The organism is Nocardia sp. NPDC003269 (assembly GCF_042888005.1).
Classification (GTDB): Bacteria; Actinomycetota; Actinomycetes; order Mycobacteriales; family Mycobacteriaceae; genus Nocardia.
In genome coordinates, this window is the sequence record NZ_JBIAPA010000007.1 from 34,096 (window position 1) to 51,374 (window position 17,279).

Sequence of the window (17,279 nt, forward strand, 5' to 3'; positions counted from 1 at the left end):
GGCCTCACTTGAAACGCTCGACGAGCAGGTCGAGGGTGCTCATGACGGTGCGGTAGTCGGGCCGCGAGCTGGTCGCGGGCAGTTCGAAGACCTTGTTCGCCTTGAACGAGGGCAGCGTCGCGTACATCGGGTCGGCGCGCAGTTCCTCGAGCGACCGGCCGCCGCTGAGCGGGATGGTGAACAGCACGGGCGCGTCGATCACGGTGTTCAGCAGTTCGGGGCTGAAGCTGATGAAGTCGGCGCTCTGCTCCTTGGCCGGGTTACCGGCCTTGGCCTCCACCTGGGTGTCCAGGGTGAAACCGACCTCCGAGAGCAGGGTCGGCAGCGCGGCGGTCGGTACGAAGAGCGTCGGCTTCTGGCTCTTGATCGACTGCATCACGACCGTCGTGCCGGCGGGGGCCTTGATCTTGCTCTTGGCCTCGGCCAGCTTGGCCTGGTAGTTCGCGATCAGGGTGTCGACCTTGGCCGGCTTGTTCACCGTCGCGGCGATGAAGCGCAGCTGGTCCTGCCAGTAGGTGGTCTCGGTCGGCAGCAGCACCGTCGGGGCGATGGCGGTGAGCTGGTCGTAGGCGTTCACCGACTGCTGGCCCGGGTAGCCCTGGCCGCCGCCGATGATCAGGTCGGGGCGCTGGGCGGCGATGAACTCGAGGTTGATGTTGTCCCCGGACGGTACGGCCTGCGTGCCCTGCTTCTTCGCGTCCTCGGCCCAGCCCGCGGGGAACTCGCCCGGCTTGTTGGGCACGCCCAGCAGGCGCGGGTCGGCCGCGACGACGGTGGCCTCGAGGTCGTAGAGGTAGCCGGCCAGATTGCCGTTGAGCACCACGATGCGCTGCGGGTCGGCGGGCACCTTGACCGGGCCCTTCGCGGAGGGCACCTCACGCGGGCCGGTGTCGGCGGACCCGGAATCCGAGCTACCGCACGCGGTGAGCACCGCGACGAGCGCGAGAACCAGGAAGGCGAGGGCGGCGCGGAGGCGGCCCGATGAGCGGTTGGTGAACATGGACGGGGATTTCCTCATTTCTTCCGAACGGCGAACAGCGCTGGGCGGGAGGCTCATGCGCTGAGCGCCGGGTCTGTGTCGAGCAGTGCCGCGACCTCGGCCCAACCGGCGGGCGACACGATCTCGAAGTGGGAGTAGGGCAGCCTGCGCACCACCAGCCGGGCGCCCGCCGCCTGCCACCCGGCGATCTGGGCGTCGGTGCGGCCCGGCGTGGTTCCGGTGTCGCCGGCGTACAGAGCCATCGGCGCGTCGTAGGCGGCCGGGGTGGACGCGGTGACCAGGCCGAGCAGGGTGGTCGCCGCGCCCCGCAGGATCGCCGCCAGTTCCGGTGCGTCCTCGGGGATTTCGGGCAGCAGCCGGTCCAGTTCGGCGGGGTCGGCGGCGGCCCTGGCGGCCTGCCCGGCGAGATCGGTGAGCGCGAAGGCGTCGATCAGCCCGGTGAAGGCGACCCGCTCGCCCGCGGCGGTCAGCGCGGCCGCGATGGCGTGCGCGATGGTGCCGCCGAGGGAGTAGCCGAGCAGGTGGTACGGGCCGTGCGGCTGGATCCGGCGGATCGTGGCCAGGTAGTGGTCGGCCAGGTCGTCGATGGTCTCGGCCTGGAAAGTGCTGTCGCTCAGGCTCGGTAGTTGCAGGCCGACGATCGGGCGGTCGGCGCGCAGCAGTGCCGCGAGCGGGCCGAACTGCCAGGCGGTGCCGCCGACCGGATGGATACAGAACAGGGGTTCGCGCGTGCCGGTGGCACGAAGTTCCAGGACATGGTCGAGGCGGGTTCCCCACGCGGTCGACTCGCCGGATCGGCGCGGGCCCGACGCGGTGCCGTTGTCCTCGTGCGTGATTCGCGCCGCCAGCGCGACAGCGGTCGGCGCTTCGAAGATGTCGTCGAGGACGACGTCGAAACCCGCGCGGCGCAATCGGCCGACGACCCTGACCGCGGTCAGCGAATGACCGCCCGCGGCGAAGAAGTCGTCGCCGTCGCCGAGATCGGGGGCGGACAACACCACCGCCATCGCCGCCCGGATGTCGGCCACCAGGTCGGCCGCATCCGCACCGTTCGCCCGTGCGGCGGCGTCCTGCTGTCGGGATGCGTGGGCATCGTCGCGGACGACGGCTCCGCCTACGCCGGACCTCGCGGCGCGATCGGCGGTCTCGCCCTGCGCCGTCGCGGGTGTGCGCACGAGACCGTCCGGCCCCGCGGTCGAGTCGTAGACAGGGACCGGCAGGGCCTTGCGGTCGATCTTCTCGCTGGCCGTCCTGGGGATACGGTCGAGCACGACGAAGGCCGCCGGGACCATGTAGGCGGGCAGGGCGGTGCGCAGTGCGGCGCGCACGGCCGCGATGTCGATCGCGATGCCGGCCTTGGCGACGAGGTAGGCGGCCAGGCGCTGGTCGCCGGGGGTGTCCTCGCGCAGGAGCACCGCCGAGTGCGCGACACCGGGGGTGGTGAGCAGGGCGGCTTCGATCTCGCCCAGTTCGATGCGCTGGCCGCGCAGCTTCACCTGGCTGTCCGCCCGGCCGACGTAGTCGAGTTCCCCGTGCGGACCCCAGCTGACCAGATCGCCGGTGCGGTACATGCGGTCGCCGGTGCCGCCGGGATCGGCGACGAACGACCCGGCCGTGCGCCCGGGACGGGAGAGGTAGCCGCGCGCCAATTGCGCTCCGGTGAGGTACAACTCGCCGATCTCGCCCGGCGGCACCGGGCGCAGATCGGTACCGAGCACGCGCACGTCCGAGCCCGCCGCGGGCACCCCGATGGGCACGGTGCCGCCGTCGGCGTCGGAGGTCTCGTGGTGGGTGATGCAGACCGCGGCCTCGGTGGGGCCGTACAGGTTGTGCACGCTCGCGCCGGTGGCCGTCCGGATCCGCCGCGCGGTGTCCGGCGGCAACGGTTCGCCGCCGGTGACCGCGAAACGCAGTGCGGTGCAACCGCTCAGGTCGGCTTCCTCGGCGAGCACCGTCAGCATCGACGAGGTCATCTGCAGCATGCTCACCCGCTCGCGGGCCATGAGCTCGGCGATCTGGTGTGGATCGCGGTCCAGCCGTCCCTCGACGGGCGCGGCCAGCACCCGAGCGCCCACCAGCAGCGGCCAGAACAGCTCCAGCATCGAGGCGTCGAAGGTGGCCGCGGTGCGGTACAGGACGGTGTCGCCCGGCGCGAGCCGGTGCCGCCGCTGCATCCAGGCGAAGGTGCTGATGATCGCCGCGTGCGACACGCTCACGCCCTTGGGCTCACCGGTGGAACCCGAGGTGAACAGCAGATACGCCGCACCGGCCGGTCGCAGCGGCGCGAGCCGGTCGCGGTCGGTGACCAGGGTGGCCGGGAAGGCGGTGAGATCGAGGTCGTCGACCGTGACGACCGGCGCGCGCTCGGTGCCGAAACCGTCGGCGGTGGTGGTGAGGACCAGCGCCGCCTCGGCCGTGCGCAGGATGCGGTCGGCGCGCTGGGCCGGGCTCTGCGGGTCGATCGGCAGGTAGACGCCGCCCGCCCGGCAGATCGCGTGCGCGGCGACGATCGCGTCGATCCCGCGCGTCATCGTCACCGCCACCACGGTTTCCGGCCCGACGCCTTCGTCGATCAGCCAGTGCCCCAGCCGGGCGACCCGCGCGTCGAACTCGCGGTAGGTCAGGGTCACGCCGTTCGCGGTCAGCGCGGGCGCGTCGGGGTCGATCGGGGTGGTCGAGGTCCAGTCGGCCAGGGTGGTGCCGACCGTCTCCGGCGGCATCGCCACCGCGGTCACCTCGGCGACCGTGCGCCCGAGGTCGGTCGCCAGGGCGGCCAGGACCGCGCCGAGCCGATCGGCCAGGCGCGCGGCGACCGGCGCAGGCACGGCGACCGGATCGTGGTGCAGCATCAGGGTGAACTCGTCACCGGGCAGCGCGGTGACGGTGACCGGGAAGTCCGTCAGCCCGTCCACCTCGACGTCGACCACCTGCACGCCCCGGGGGTCCGGTTGCAGCAGACCGGCTTTCGGGAAGTTCTGGAACACCACGAGGGAGTCGAACAGCCGCCCGAGACCCACCGCCCGCTCGACGGTCGCCAATCCCAGATAGCCCCGTGCCTGCGCCTCGAACGAGGCGTCCTGCACGGCCGCGAACTGCTCGGCCACCGGCCGCCCGTCGGTGAGCGTGACGCGCATCGGCACGGTATTGCTGAACAGCCCGACCATCGCGCCGACACCGGGCAGATCGGCGGGCCGCCCCGACACCACGGTCCCGAACACCACATCGGTGCGCCCGAAGTGCTCGGCCAGCACCATCGCCCACGCGCCGTGGAGCACGGTGCTCATAGTCAGGCCGTTGGCCCTCGCGGTGGCGGTCAGCGTTTCCGCGACGGCGGAGATGTGGGGGACCCGCAGCCCGATCGGGCGCAGACGGGCGACGGCACCGTGCTCGGACGACGTGCCCGCCGGTGTCCCGGACTCGTCCGTCGACTCGACGACGCGGTGCTGGAGCGGGGTGGCGAGCACGCTGGGGCAGGAGAGGCCGGTGAGCCGGTCGGTCCACCAGCGCAGGGTCGAGGTGGTGTCGCGGGCGGCCAGCCAGTCGAGGTAGTCACCGAAAGACGGTGCGGGCGGCAGTGCTTCGTCGCGATAGACGGCGAGGGTTTCGCGCACCATCGTCGGCACCGACCAGCCGTCGGCGAGCAGGTGATGGGCCACCAGGACCAGCCACTGGGTGGTGTCGGTGAGCCGGATCAGGCGGGCGCGGATCAGCGGCGGGCGGGCGATGTCGAGCGGTTCGGCGCTCGCGCGCCGAATCGAAAGGTCCGCTTGCGCTCGGGGATCGGCGCTGTCGCGCAGGTCCTCGACCGCCCAGTCGACCGCCGGAGTGCGCGGCACCACCTGGACCGGCTGGTCGAAGCGCTCGTAGCTGAAGGCGGCGCCGAGATTCGGATGCCGCCGCAACACGGCCTCGAACGCCGCGCCGAGCCGCGCAGGCTCGAGCACGCCGTCGAGGGTGAACCGAGCCCTCATCGTGTAGATGTCGTCGGCGCCGTCCCGCAGGGCGTGGAAGACCAGGCCCTCTTGCAGTGGTGACAGCGGCAGCACGTCGGCGATCGGGCCGTAGGTTTCCGCCAGCGCGTCGAGATCGGCCGCGGTCAGCGACGGGATCAGGGCACCTGGAGTCCGCCGCGCCACTGGCGCCGTCTCGGCGGTTCGCGTGGCACGGGAGTCGAGCGTCGCCGCCGGGGCCGGATCACCCGGCAGATGTGCCGAGCCGCCGCGCGGATCGCCGCCGGGTGCCGGGTCACCCGGCAGGGGTGCCGAGCCGCCGCGCGGATCGCCGCCGGGTGCCGCCGCCGTGTCCGGCGTGGCCTGGGCGGCGGCCTCGGCCGCCAGGGTGGCGAGGCTGCGGCGGGTCAGGAGTTGCTGGGGCAGCAGGGGCAGGCCGTCGGCGCGCAGGGCGCTGCTGACGGTGATGGCGGTGATGCTGTCGCCACCGACGGCGAAGAAGTCGTCGTCCATGCTGAGCGCGTCTAGGCCGAGCGTTGTCGAGATCGCCTCGTGGACAGCATGTTCGGCACGGGTCTCGGGAAGCCTGCCGACGGTGTCGGCGGCCGGGTCCGGCAGGGCGGCGCGGTCGAGCTTGCCGTTGACCGTGCTCGGCAGTTCGTCCAGGACGACGAGGCGGGCGGGCACCATGTGCTCGGGCACCAGGTCGGCCAAGCGGGTACGGATCGCCGCGGTATCGAGACCGGGTGCCGCGACCACGTAGCCGATCAGGGCGGGCCGACCGCCGATCTCGCGGATATCGGCGGCAGCGGAACGGATCTCGGGCAGACCGGCCAGGGCCGCCGCCACGTCACCGAGTTCGACCCGGTGTCCACGGATCTTCACCTGATTGTCGACGCGACCGAGGTACTCGTAGCCGCGGCCGGGCACCCAGCGTGCCCGGTCGCCGGTCCGGTACATCCGCGCACCGGGCGGACCGTAGGGATCGGCGACGAAAGCCCCCGCGGTGGTAGCGAATCTGCCCAGGTAGCCCCGGGCCAGCTGAGGTCCGGCCAGATACAACTCGCCGACCTGACCGTCCGCCACGATCTGTAAACCGTTGTCCAGCAGGTGTACCCGCGAGCCCGTCAACGGTAGCCCGATGCGGGGCCCGTCGCCGTCGATCGGCGCACCGAGCACATCGACGGTGGCCTCCGTCGGCCCGTACATGTTGACCGCCGCGACCCCGGCTCGGTCCAGCGCGCTCCACAGTTCCGCCGAACAGGCGTCCCCGCCGACGACGATCAGTGTGGGCCGCTGCGCCGAAACGGCCGGGTCGAGCACCGGCGCCACGGCGTGCGTCACTGTCGCGTCGGGTCTCCGCGCTGCGGCGCGGAAAGCCGGCGTCGATCCTTCGGCGGGCTCGCTGACGCCGATCGCCGCCGGTCGCTCCGTCGTGGTGAGGTCGTCGGACATCATCGGAGTGTCGGGCGTTCGCGAGCCGTCGGGGGCGGGCGGAGTCGTGGCGAGCCCGTGCTCGAGCAGGGCCGCTACCAGCGTCGGGGTGCCGTCGACGACATCGATGCCGTCGCGCGCGAACGCTGCGACCAGCGCGCCGGGATCGCGCCGGGTTTCGCTGTCGTAGAGGTGGATTCGATGACCGTCGACCAGCCACAGCAGCGGGTCGAGGGACGCGTCGAACGCGAACGAGGTGGTGTGGGCGACGGTGAGCCGCCGACCGCCCGCCCGCCGCGCGGCCGCGCCGTAGATGCCGGCGCGATGTGCCGCGACGAGCCCGGCGAGCGCGCCGTGCGACACGACAACGCCTTTCGGCCGGCCGGTCGACCCGGAGGTGTAGATCACGTAGGCCGCGTGGTCGGGGCGCAACGCGACTTCGGCCGCGAGGCCCGGGTGCCGATCGAGCTGGTCGTCGAGATCGTCGAGCGCGACGACATCGTCGCCGAGCTCGGCCGCCAGTCCCGCCGAACCGAGGACCAGGACGGGTGCGGCATCGTCGATCGTCGCGCGCAGGCGCGCCACCGGATGCTCGGGATCCAACGGCAGATACGCGCCGCCCGCCCGCCACACCGCCAGCAGGGCGACCACGAACTCCACGTCGCGGGGGAGCGCGAGCCCGACGATCGTGTCCGGGCCGACGCCCGCGTCGTGCAGGTACCCGGCGAGCCGGTCGATCCGGTCCGCCAGTTCGGCCCCGGTGTAGCGGCGGGTCGCCGAGCTGAGCACGACGGCGGAGGAATGGTCGGCGAGTGCCCGATCGAGCAGGCCCGTGACGAGTTCGGCTTGGACCGTGGCACACGCGCCGTCGGCAACGTCCGGGCGCGATGGCTGGGTGTCGTCGGCGATGTTCGGGTGCGATGGCTGGGCGTCGTTGGCAACGCCCGGACACGGAGGCTGGGTGTCGTCGGCGCGGGCAGCGGCTACTGCGCCGCCGATGACCGGGTCGACCGTCTGTGTCGCGAGGACAGGTCCGCCGCGCGGCGAATCATCTTGCGACGGAACCGGATCGAGCCGCAGGGAGACCGCCCGATCCAGCAGCAACCGCTCCCGTTCCTCGGCATCGAGCAACTCCAGCGCCCCCACCGCGGTCTTGTCCGACCCGATGAAGCCCGTGATCGCCCGGGTCAAGCCGGCGATCCGCCGCCGCACCATCGCCGCGTCGTTGGACCGCGCGTCGGACTCGAAGCCGAGCAGCACCGTGCCGTCGGGCAGCGGGGTGACGGTCAGGCTCAGATCCTCGGGCGGGCCACCGGCCACATTGCGCAGCACGCCGCGCGCGCCGTCGAAGTCGAGGGTGAAGTCGAAGACCTTGAGGTTGATGCCGATGCCGTGCAGCAGCTCGCCCGCGCCGTGACCGTGGAAATCCCGGGCCAGGTCGTCGCCGCTGTAGCGTTGGTGGGAGCGGATCTCGCGCAGGGTGTCGGCGATGCGCGGGCCGAGCTCGCCGAGCCGGTCACCGGCGGTGACCCGGACCCGCAGCGGCAGCACGTTGACCGCCATCGACGGCGTGCGCAGGGCGGCCCGGCCGACCCGGCCCATCAGCAGCATGGAGATCACCACGTCGCCGGTGCCGAGCAGGCGATGCAGGAAGGCGGCGTAGCAGGCGACGAGCGCGTCGGCCCAGGTGATGCCGTGCCGGTCGGCGGCCTCCCGCAGCTGGGCCAGCGTCTCGGCGGAGAGCGCCGTCTCGGCGCGGATGGTCCGCTCCACCGCGCCGCCGAGGTGGCGGCCGCGCCCGTCGAGATCGGGCCACGGGGTGAGCTGATCGCGCCAGTAGTCGCGGTCGGCGGTGAATTCGGGGCCGTCCCGATAGGTCCGCTCCTCCGCGACCAGCTCGGCGATCGTGCCGAAAGTGCGCTTCGGGGCGGGCTTTCCGCGCCGCAGCGCGGTGTAGTGCGCGGCGACCCGGCGCGACAGCAGCGCGGCGCTGTAGCCGTCGACGATGAGGTGGTGGTACAGCTGCACGCACCAGACGACCGAATCGGTGACCCGGATCAGCGTGTAGTTGTAGAGCTGCCGGTCGACCATGCCGCGGCACCGCTCGGCGGCCTCGTGCCGTTCCAGCGCGACGGCCTCGTAGGCCAGCGCCATCGGCTCGGCGGCCGCCCGCAGATCGACGGTCGGCCGCAGCTCGGCCTCGGCCTCGGTGACGAATTGCCTTGGGCCCTCGGGGGTTTCCCGGAACCGCAGCCGCATGTTCTCCGCCTCGGCGACGGTGCGCCGGATCGCCTCGGCCAGCAGCTCGACATCGATCGGGGTGTCGCCGGTGATCTCGAGTACCTCGCCGACCAGGTACCGGCCGGAGTCGGGGTCGAAGCGCTGGGCGTTCCAGATGCCGAGCTGTGGTCCGGTCAGTGGCAACCCGAGACCGTCGGTCATCGTGTCTCCCCGCTTCGCCGTTGGCACGGCAACTCCCTTCGCCCGCACTGACATTCGCCCGTGAACCACCGGATGATCCGGCGAATCCAGGCACAAAGAGATAGGTTAGCCTAAACTAACTTATTGTGGAATAGCTACGTCTGCGAACGATCTCGCCGTGCGGCGCTCAGCGCACCTGGGCGGCGTCCTCGGCCAGTGGAACCACCAGCGGTGTCCCGGTTTCCGGGTCGTCGACGATCCGGCAGCGCAGCGAGAACACCTCGTGCACGAGCTCGGCCGTGACGATCTCCGTGGGCACGCCATGCGCCACGATCCGGCCGTCGCGCATGGCGATCAGGTGATCGGCGTAGCGGAAGGCGTGGTTGAGGTCGTGCAGCACGGCCACGACCGTGCGCCCCGACTCGCGGTTCAGCGTGCGGCACAGGTCGAGCAGCTGGATCTGATAGGCGATGTCGAGGTAGGTCGTCGGCTCGTCGAGCAGCACGATCGGGGTGTCCTGGGCGAGCACCATGGCGATCCACACCCGCTGGCGCTGACCGCCGGACAGCTCCTCGACCGGTCGCGCCGACAGTTCGGCGACACCGGTGGCCGCCATCGCCGCCGCCACCGCCTCCTCGTCGGCCGTGGACCACTGCCGCAGCAGCGTCTGGTGCGGATAGCGGCCACGGGCGACGAGATCGGCGACCCGGATGCCGTCCGGCGCGGTCGAGGTCTGCGGCAACAGGCCGACCTGCCTGGCGAATTCCTTGGCCGGATAGCCGGTGACCGGCTTGCCGTCGAGCAGCACGGTGCCGGACTCGGGGGTGAGCAGCCGGGCCAGCGCGCGCAGCAGGGTCGACTTGCCGCAGGCGTTCGGGCCGATGATCACGGTGAACGCGCCGTCGGGGATGTCGACCGAGAGTTGATCGCTGATCGTGGTGCCCTTGTAGCCGAGGCGGACCCGGTCGGCGCGCAGTCGCGAGGCGTGAGAGTCGTTCATGTCGCTTTCCCTAGTTCCGTCGCGCTTCGGCGACCAGCAGATACGCCAGGTAGAGGCCGCCGACCGAGGCGGTGACGATGCCGACCGGCACGGTGGTCGGCGCGAACGCGTGCTGGGCGATCCAGTCGCAGGTGATCAGCAGGGTCGCGCCCATCACCGCCGCGGGCACCAGCGCGATCGACGGGGTGCGGGTGAGCTTGCGCGCCAGGTGCGGCGCGGCGAGGGCGACGAAGGCGATCGGCCCGGCCACCGCCGTCGCCACCGAGGTGAACGCGACGCTGAGCGCGATCAGCCAGCCGGTCGCCTTGCTCACGTTCAGGCCGAACGCGCGCGCGGTGTCGTCGCCGAGTTCGAGGATCTGCAACCGGGGCGCGGCGGGAATCAGCGCGAACGCCAGCACGGCCAGGATCAGCATCGTCGGCGCGACCTGCGGCCAGGACAGTCCGTTGAGCGAGCCCGCGCCCCAGGCCGCCGCGGCGATGGCCGCGTCCAGGTCGGCGCGCATGATCAGCCAGGTGTTGACCGAGGCGAGCATGGCGCTCACGCCGATGCCGACGATGATCATCCGGAAGCCGGTCACGTTGTGCCGGAAGGCGAGCAGGTGGATCACCAGCGCGGCGCCGAGTCCGCCGATGGTCGCGCCCGCCGCGGTCTGGAAGTTCCCGCCGCCGAGGGTCAGGATGACGATCAGCGCGCCGGTGTAGGCGCCGGTGTTGAACCCGATGATGTCGGGACTGCCCAGCGGGTTCCTGGTCACCGATTGCAGGATCGCGCCGCTCACGCCGAGCGCGGCGCCCAGCGCCAGGGCCAGCAGGATGCGCGGCAGCCGCCAGTCCCACACGACCAGCCGGTCGAACCGCTCGTCGCCGATGAACAGCGCGCGCAGCACCCGCAGCGGCGGGATCGGGTAGTCGCCGCTGCCGAGGGCCAGCACCGCGGTCGCGAACGAGATCACCAGCAGCACGGCGCACACCACGATCGTGCGCACCCCGATCCGGGCGGTGATGCCCAGCTTGGGCGGGCGCACGACCAGCATGGTGCGGCCGAAATCGATTCCGGCGCTCATGCGGCGGCACCTACCTTCGCGCGGCGGGCCAGCCAGATCAGCACCGGCGCGCCGAGGAACGCGGTGATCAGGCCGGCGGGGACTTCGTCGGGACGGATGATGAGGCGGCCCAGCACATCCGCGGTGAGCACCAGGATCGGCGCCAGCACCAGCGAATACGCGAAGATCCAGCGCTGATCCGGGCCGACCAGCCAGCGGGCGATGTGCGGAACGGCCAGGCCGACGAAGGCGACCGGGCCCACCGCGGCGGTCGCGGTGCCGCACAGCAGCACCAGGGCGAGCGCGGTCCACAGCCGGGTCCGGGAGACGTGCACGCCCAGCGACTGCGCCAGATCGTCGCCGAGCGCGACCGCGTTGAGCGACCGCGCGCACAGCGCGGCGATCACCAGCCCCACCAGGATGAACGGTGTCGCGCCCGCGACGATCTCGTAGCCGCGCCCGGCCAGCGAACCGGAGTCCCAGCGGCGCATCTCGTCGAAGGCCTTGGGGTCCACCAGGATCAGGCCCCGGGTGAGTCCGCTGAGCACGGCGGTGGCGGCGACGCCGGCCAGGGTGAGGCGGACCGGGTCGGTGCCGGTGCGTCCCGCGGTGCCGAGCCGGTAGACGACGACGGAAACCAGTGCCGCACCGGCGAATCCGAACCAGACATACGACGTGAGATCGCTCACGCCGAGCAGGCCGACCGCGATGGTGATGGCGAAAGCCGCGCCCGCGTTGACGCCGAGCAGGCCGGGATCGGCCAGTGGATTCCGGGTCAGACCCTGCATCAAGCAGCCCGCGACGCCCAGTGCCAGACCCGCGAGGAGGCCGAGCAGGGTGCGGGGGACGCGGTACTCGATCACCGTCACGTGGTCGGGTGTGGTGGAGGTCCCGGTCAACGCCAGCCAGACCTCGCCGACCGGAATCGATTTCGTGCCGATGAGCAGGCTGAGCAAACATGCCGCGACCAGCACGAATACCGCCAGCAACCACCCGCACAACCGCGGACTCTTCATCAGGGGTTTCTCTCTCGCGTCCGAATCTGTCTCACAGGAGGTTAGCCTAAGCAAGGTCTTGATAGGTGAGGCTTACCTAGCTATGGTCTCGGTTCGTTCGGTCCGCAGCTTCTGCGCCGCGCAGCTCACCACGAGGAACACGAAAGGCTCACCCCCGTGAAAATCACCAAGTTCGCCCTGTTGGCTTCCACCGTCAGCGTTGCCCTCGGCATCGCGGCCGGCACCAGCCACGCGGCACCGGCCGCGGACCCGAACGCGCCGATCAACTACACCGCGACCACGACCGAGACCGCCACGATCATCGGTACCGACGCGGGCTCGATGGTGGTCGAGGACGGCGTGTTCAAGATCAAGGCGGCGAACGGCGACACGGTCGCCGGCAGCGAACTGTCCTTCCGCGTCGACGATTTCGTCTTCCCGATCGCCGCCGACATCTCCGGCCGCACCGCCACCCTGACCCCGCAGTTCGACCTGGCGCACGCCACCTACAAGCCGGTCGCGCTGCCCTTCGAGGACAAGGCGCCGTGGAAGAGCGAGTACGACCGTGAGCAGGCCGCCTGGAGCCGCATGACCGGCACCATCTCCCTGGGCGCCAGCATCGCGACCCTGGTCGGCGGCCTCGGCGGCGGCGCCGTCGGCTGCGTGCTCGGCGGCATCGCGGGCGCCACCATCGCCTCGGCCACCATCGTCGGCATGTTCGGCCCGTTCATCCCGGCCGCGGCCGTCGGCTGCATCGCGGGCATCATGGCCATCGGCGCCCTGGGCACCCTCGCCGGCCAGATCTTCATCACCGCCCCCGTCGCGATCATGGCCGCGGTCCAGTACTTCACCACCATCAACTCCCCGATGCCGAACCAGGCGCCCGCCAAGTAGGCGCACCGAGAACGCTCGTGGAGGGGACAACTCGACGAGACGACGAATCCCGCCCGATCTGCATCGGGCGGGATCCCGTCGTCTCCGGGTTCGGCCGAAATCCGCTGGCCGCGAGCCGAACCGGTTGGGCATCATGGCGGCATGCGTGACAGGTCCACCTCCGATCCCGGCGAGATCCCCGCCCCGGGACTGGTCGCCGCGTGGGTAGCGCTCGGCACCGTCCCGTCCGAGCGGATCCCGCTCTGGGCCGCGTACTGGCTCGTGGACGGCCACGACGGTGAATCCCTCCGTGACCTGGCCGGTCTGGGCGGCACCGAGCACCACGAGATCCTCGACATCCTGCCCGCGGCGCTGGCCGACTGCGCCACGACCGTCCCCTGCTCGGCCGCGGCCGCGGCCCAGGTGGCCTTCACCGACCTGGCCCGCATGCTCGCCGCCGACCGGGCCACCGAATTCTGGGTGCTCGACAAGGTCTACGAGATCGTGCACCGATCCGACTTCGACGCGAGCATCCTGAACCTGCCGCTCGGCTGGATATACGAGCTCGCGGACGAGTGGACAGCGGGTTGGGGGCGACCGCGCGACCAGCTCGAACGTGAGATCCAGCAGGCTTGCCGAGCACAACTCGCCTCGGCGAGCGCGCGCCGGACTTCCGGCGGGTCGTGCTGAAACCGACGGCGGCCCGGCACAATCGGGAGATGACAGACGTCAGGAGCGAGCGCCACTGGAGACTCGCGGCATTTCTGTCTTCCCGCAACGACTTCGAGCTCGCTGAGCTCGTGGACGCCGGCAAGGTCGTCGGTGTGGGAGTGGGTGGCGGTGCGGCGGTTGCCGAAATCGACGGCGTGCCGGTATTCACCAAGCGCATTCCGTTGACCGATCGGGAGCTGGCGAACCGGGGTTCCACCGCGAATCTGTTCGAGCTGCCGATGTTCTGTCACTACGGCGTGGGTGGCCCGAGTTTCAATGCCTGGCGCGAGCTCGCCGCGAATATCGTTGCCACCGAAGGGGTTCTGGCGGGGGAGACCCAGGCGTTCCCGATGCTTCATCACTGGCGGGTGCTGCCCGGACGGGCGCCGGTCGCGGCCGAACACGCCGATATCGACACGGTGGTCGCCGCGCAGGGCGGGTCGCCCGAGGTGCGGAAACGTCTGGAAGCACTGGCAGCGGCCACGTCGAGCCTGGTCCTGTTCAGTGAATACATCCCGTATGCGATGCCGGAGTGGCTTGGCGCGGATCCGATCGGCAAGGCCGTGGTCTTCGAGCGGCAGCTGGCGGAGATCGTGGCGTTTCTGCGCGACCGCGAATTGCTGCATATGGACGGACATCTCGGCAATCTGCGCGCCGACGGGGAGCGCGTCTATCTCACCGACTTCGGACTGGTCACCTCACCGCGGTTCGACCTGTCGCCCGCCGAGCGTGATTTCGCCCGCCGCCACGTCACGCACGACGGCGACTACGCCGCCATGCGACTGGTCAATTGGCTGGTGACCGATATCTGCGGCGTGACGACACCGGCAGGCTGCGCCCCCGTCGCCCGCAACGCATACGTCCGCCGGTGCGCCGCCGGGGATATCCCGGCCGAGGTGTCACCTGTCGTCGCCGCCATCCTGGCCCGCCACGCACCCGCCGCGGCGAAGATGAACGCCTTCTACTGGAAGCTGTTCGGCGGTGACGTCCACGCGGAATACCCGGCCTAGGCGGGCTCGGTGTCCGGGGTGGACTTCGCTTCGTTCGGGGCGGGTAGGTGGCGGAGCAGGACCAGGACCAGGGTGGCGGCGATGGCGGTGAGGCCGATGCCGACGAGTGAATTCACCTGGAGGGCATGGGTGTAGGCCTGGCGGGCCACGGTGGTGAGTTCGGCGCCGAGGGCTGCGGGGAGGGTGGCGGCGACCTGGAGGGCGCCGGCCAGGGTGTCCTCGGCGGTGTGGGCGACCTCCGTCGGCAGGCCGGTGGGCAGGTTGCCTGCCATCTGGCCGCGGTAGACGGCCGTGCCGATGCTGCCGATCACGGCGACGCCGAGGGCGGCCGAGAGTTCCTGGCCGGTCTCGGAGATCGCGGACGCGGCACCGGCGCGGGCCGGGTCCACCGCACCGACGATCAGGTCGAGGCCGAGGACGAACATCGGGCTCAGGCCGAGCGAGAACACCACCATGCCGGTGACGATCAGCGCGAGATCGTCGGCACCGGAGAGCTGGGTGAACAGCGCGTATCCGGCCATCGCGAGCACCAGACCACCCGCCATCAGATAGGCGGGCCGCACCCGCGGCGCGAGGGCACTCACCACCCCGGCGGCCACGACCATCGCAGCGGCCTGCGGCACGGTCCACAGCCCGGCTTCGAAGGCGGACAGCCCGAGCACCAGCTGGAGATACTGCGACAGCAGCAGGAATAGCCCGCCCATCGCGAGCATCGCCACCATCAACGCGACCAGCGATCCACTGAACCGCACATTGCCGAACAGCCCCAGGTCGATCAGCGGATCGGTGAGCCGGCGCTGGCGCAGCACGAACACCGTGCCCAGCACCAGACCGGCCGCCAGCACGGCGAGCGCGTCGACCGCCCAGCCGTCCTTGGCCAGCTCCTTGATGCCGTAGATGACGGCCATCACCGACAGCAGCGACAGCAGCGCGCTGAGCACATCGAGCTTGCCGGGGTTCGGGTCCTTGTACTCGGGCAGCAGGATCGGCCCGGTCGCCAGCAGCAGCACCATCGCCGGCACCGCGACCAGGAACACCGAGCCCCACCAGAAGTTCTCCAGCATCGCCCCGCCGACCAGCGGACCGATCACCATGCCGATCATGAAGCTGGTCATCCACACGCTGATCGCGGTGGTGCGCTGGCGGTCGTCGTGGAACATGTTGCGGATCAGCGCCAAGGTCGACGGCATCAGCGTCGCGCCCGCGATGCCGAGCAGCGCCCGGGTGCCGATCAGCATGTTCGCGCTGGTGGAGTAGGCGGCGACGATCGAGGCGACGCCGAACGCGAGCGCGCCGATCATCAGCAGCTTGCGCCTGCCGATCCGGTCGCCGACGGTGCCCATGGTGATGAGGAAGCCGGCGACCAGGAAGCCGTAGATGTCGAGGATCCACAGCAGCTGGGAGCTGCTCGGTTGCAGCGCCTCGCTGATCTGCGGGATGGCGAGATAGAGGACGCTCAGGTCCATCGAGATCAGCAGCGTCGGCAGGGCGAGCACCGCCAGCCCGATCCACTCCTTGAGCCCGGCCGTCGCGGTGGGTTCGGTTGCGGCCTGCTCGCGCTGCGTGGACGTCACGACCCCGACGTTACCGACGGATCGACCGCATGTGCCAGGCGTTTTTCGGCGTCGCGGCCGATCCGCGGGCCCAGAAGTCATTGGACATTGCCGGGCCGGTGCCGCGAGGATGGGCGCGGTGTCCACACGTAACGAACAGCTCAGGCTCGTCGATCCGCCGCGTCAGCCGGACGATCCGGGCGAGCGGTTTCCGTGGTCGGCGGCCATCGACTCCACCTACTCCACCCGCGACGCGATCGACGCGCTGGCGCTCGCGCCGTTCCTGCGCGGCGACCAGTCCTTCGCCCGCCAGGCGCACCTGGACCGGGTGCGGCCCGACGCGCCACTGCGCCCGGCGGACTCGCGGATCGTGCGCTCGGTCGCCGACGACGACAGCAGCGCCCTGCTGGTCGAAGGCGAGGGCTGGTCGCTGCGGGCGGTGCGCTGGGCGGGCGGGTCGGCCACGGTCGAGGTGACCGCGGTCAGCGACGAACTCGCCGTCGAGGTGCTGGCCGCCGCCACGGCCGACGCCGTGCAGCCCCCTGGCGCCGGCGCCACCGTGGAGATGGGCTTCTGGCACATGGATGTCCGCAGGCCGTTGCGCAGGCGCCGCCAGATCAGCGCGCCCGCCTGGGCGGAGATCCGCGGCAACTACGCCGCGCCGGTCGCGGCGAGCATGGATCGGCTGATGGCCCTCGAGGTCGCCGAGATCCGGGGCAGGCTGGTGCTGCTGCACGGCGAGCCGGGCACCGGCAAGACCACCGCGTTGCGCGCGCTCGCGCGGGCGTGGTCGTCGTGGTGTCAGGTGGACTGCGTCGTCGATCCCGAAGAATTGTTCAGCAATCCCGGCTATCTCATGGAGGTGGCCGCGGGCGCCGATGGCGACGACGGCAGCCGCTGGCGCCTGCTCGTGCTGGAGGACTGCGACGAACTCATCCGCGGCGAGGCGAAAGAGGCCGCGGGACAGAAGCTGTCGCGCCTGCTCAACCTCACCGACGGCATGCTCGGGCAGGGCCGCAACGTACTGATCGCGGTCACCACCAACGAGGACCTGTCCCGGCTGCACCCGGCGGTCGTGCGCCCCGGCCGCTGCCTGGCCCAGATCGAGGTCGGCCGCCTCTCACCCGCCGAGGCCAGGGACTGGCTCGCCGCCCAGGACTGCCCGCCGGGCGACCCGATCGGTCGTGCGGGCGCGACGCTGGCGGAGCTGGTCGCCCGTCGCGACGGCGAGATCCAGATCCAGTCGGTCACTCAGGACGCGGCCGAGGTCGGCATGTACCTGTGACG

General features: G+C 71.3%; 10 protein-coding genes. 4 read left to right on the top strand and 6 right to left on the bottom strand.

What is annotated here, in order from left to right:
• Nucleotides 1-4: 4 nt before the first annotated feature.
• The 5 genes from ACFYWJ_RS33865 to ACFYWJ_RS33885 all read right to left on the bottom strand — a co-directional run bounded on the left by ACFYWJ_RS33865 (nt 5) and on the right by ACFYWJ_RS33885 (nt 11,866).
• Nucleotides 5-1,000: an ABC transporter substrate-binding protein gene (locus ACFYWJ_RS33865; RefSeq protein WP_355283409.1), complete on the bottom strand. Its 996-nt coding sequence runs from the start codon at nt 998-1,000 to the stop codon at nt 5-7.
• Nucleotides 1,001-1,053: 53 nt separating this feature from the next.
• The gene (locus ACFYWJ_RS33870; protein WP_355283412.1) at nt 1,054-8,826 is read right to left on the bottom strand and encodes an amino acid adenylation domain-containing protein; all 7,773 of its coding nucleotides are present in this window, start codon (nt 8,824-8,826) and stop codon (nt 1,054-1,056) included.
• A gap of 166 nt (nt 8,827-8,992) precedes the next feature.
• On the bottom strand, nt 8,993-9,805 hold the full coding sequence (locus ACFYWJ_RS33875) for an ABC transporter ATP-binding protein (protein WP_355283415.1): 813 nt from the start codon (nt 9,803-9,805) through the stop codon (nt 8,993-8,995).
• A 10-nt stretch (nt 9,806-9,815) separates the two neighbouring features.
• The gene (locus ACFYWJ_RS33880) at nt 9,816-10,871 is read right to left on the bottom strand and encodes an iron chelate uptake ABC transporter family permease subunit (protein WP_355283418.1); all 1,056 of its coding nucleotides are present in this window, start codon (nt 10,869-10,871) and stop codon (nt 9,816-9,818) included.
• A complete protein-coding gene (locus ACFYWJ_RS33885) occupies nt 10,868-11,866 on the bottom strand; it encodes an iron chelate uptake ABC transporter family permease subunit (protein ID WP_355283421.1) in 999 nt (332 codons plus the stop codon). Before ACFYWJ_RS33885 ends, ACFYWJ_RS33880 begins: the two co-directional genes overlap by 4 nt.
• Nucleotides 11,867-12,022: 156 nt before the next feature.
• Between ACFYWJ_RS33885 and ACFYWJ_RS33890 the strand changes: the two genes are divergently transcribed.
• The 3 genes from ACFYWJ_RS33890 to ACFYWJ_RS33900 all read left to right on the top strand — a co-directional run bounded on the left by ACFYWJ_RS33890 (nt 12,023) and on the right by ACFYWJ_RS33900 (nt 14,439).
• Complete coding sequence (locus tag ACFYWJ_RS33890) at nt 12,023-12,739, top strand: hypothetical protein (RefSeq protein WP_355283424.1); 717 nt, start codon at nt 12,023-12,025, stop codon at nt 12,737-12,739.
• A gap of 141 nt (nt 12,740-12,880) precedes the next feature.
• Nucleotides 12,881-13,408: a hypothetical protein gene (locus ACFYWJ_RS33895; RefSeq protein ID WP_355283426.1), complete on the top strand. Its 528-nt coding sequence runs from the start codon at nt 12,881-12,883 to the stop codon at nt 13,406-13,408.
• A 29-nt stretch (nt 13,409-13,437) separates the two neighbouring features.
• Nucleotides 13,438-14,439: a serine/threonine protein phosphatase gene (locus tag ACFYWJ_RS33900; RefSeq protein ID WP_355283428.1), complete on the top strand. Its 1,002-nt coding sequence runs from the start codon at nt 13,438-13,440 to the stop codon at nt 14,437-14,439.
• Here the strand turns inward: ACFYWJ_RS33900 and ACFYWJ_RS33905 are convergent.
• Nucleotides 14,436-16,013, bottom strand: coding sequence for an MFS transporter (locus tag ACFYWJ_RS33905; protein ID WP_355283430.1), 1,578 nt, complete (start codon nt 16,011-16,013; stop codon nt 14,436-14,438). The genes ACFYWJ_RS33900 and ACFYWJ_RS33905 overlap by 4 nt on opposite strands.
• Nucleotides 16,014-16,122: 109 nt before the next feature.
• Here ACFYWJ_RS33905 and ACFYWJ_RS33910 point away from each other — a divergent pair, with 109 nt between their 5' ends.
• Nucleotides 16,123-17,277, top strand: a complete 1,155-nt coding sequence (locus tag ACFYWJ_RS33910; protein ID WP_355283433.1) for a DUF5925 domain-containing protein — start codon at nt 16,123-16,125, stop codon at nt 17,275-17,277.
• Nucleotides 17,278-17,279: the final 2 nt, after the last annotated feature.

Coding starts and splice junctions, on each gene's coding strand:
- ACFYWJ_RS33900 (WP_355283428.1), top strand. CDS start 13,438: ATGACAGACGTCAGGAGCGAGCGCCACTGGAGACTCGCGGCATTTCTG.
- ACFYWJ_RS33875 (WP_355283415.1), bottom strand. CDS start 9,805: ATGAACGACTCTCACGCCTCGCGACTGCGCGCCGACCGGGTCCGCCTC.
- ACFYWJ_RS33895 (WP_355283426.1), top strand. CDS start 12,881: ATGCGTGACAGGTCCACCTCCGATCCCGGCGAGATCCCCGCCCCGGGA.
- ACFYWJ_RS33880 (WP_355283418.1), bottom strand. CDS start 10,871: ATGAGCGCCGGAATCGATTTCGGCCGCACCATGCTGGTCGTGCGCCCG.
- ACFYWJ_RS33865 (WP_355283409.1), bottom strand. CDS start 1,000: ATGTTCACCAACCGCTCATCGGGCCGCCTCCGCGCCGCCCTCGCCTTC.
- ACFYWJ_RS33870 (WP_355283412.1), bottom strand. CDS start 8,826: ATGACCGACGGTCTCGGGTTGCCACTGACCGGACCACAGCTCGGCATC.
- ACFYWJ_RS33910 (WP_355283433.1), top strand. CDS start 16,123: ATGGGCGCGGTGTCCACACGTAACGAACAGCTCAGGCTCGTCGATCCG.
- ACFYWJ_RS33885 (WP_355283421.1), bottom strand. CDS start 11,866: ATGAAGAGTCCGCGGTTGTGCGGGTGGTTGCTGGCGGTATTCGTGCTG.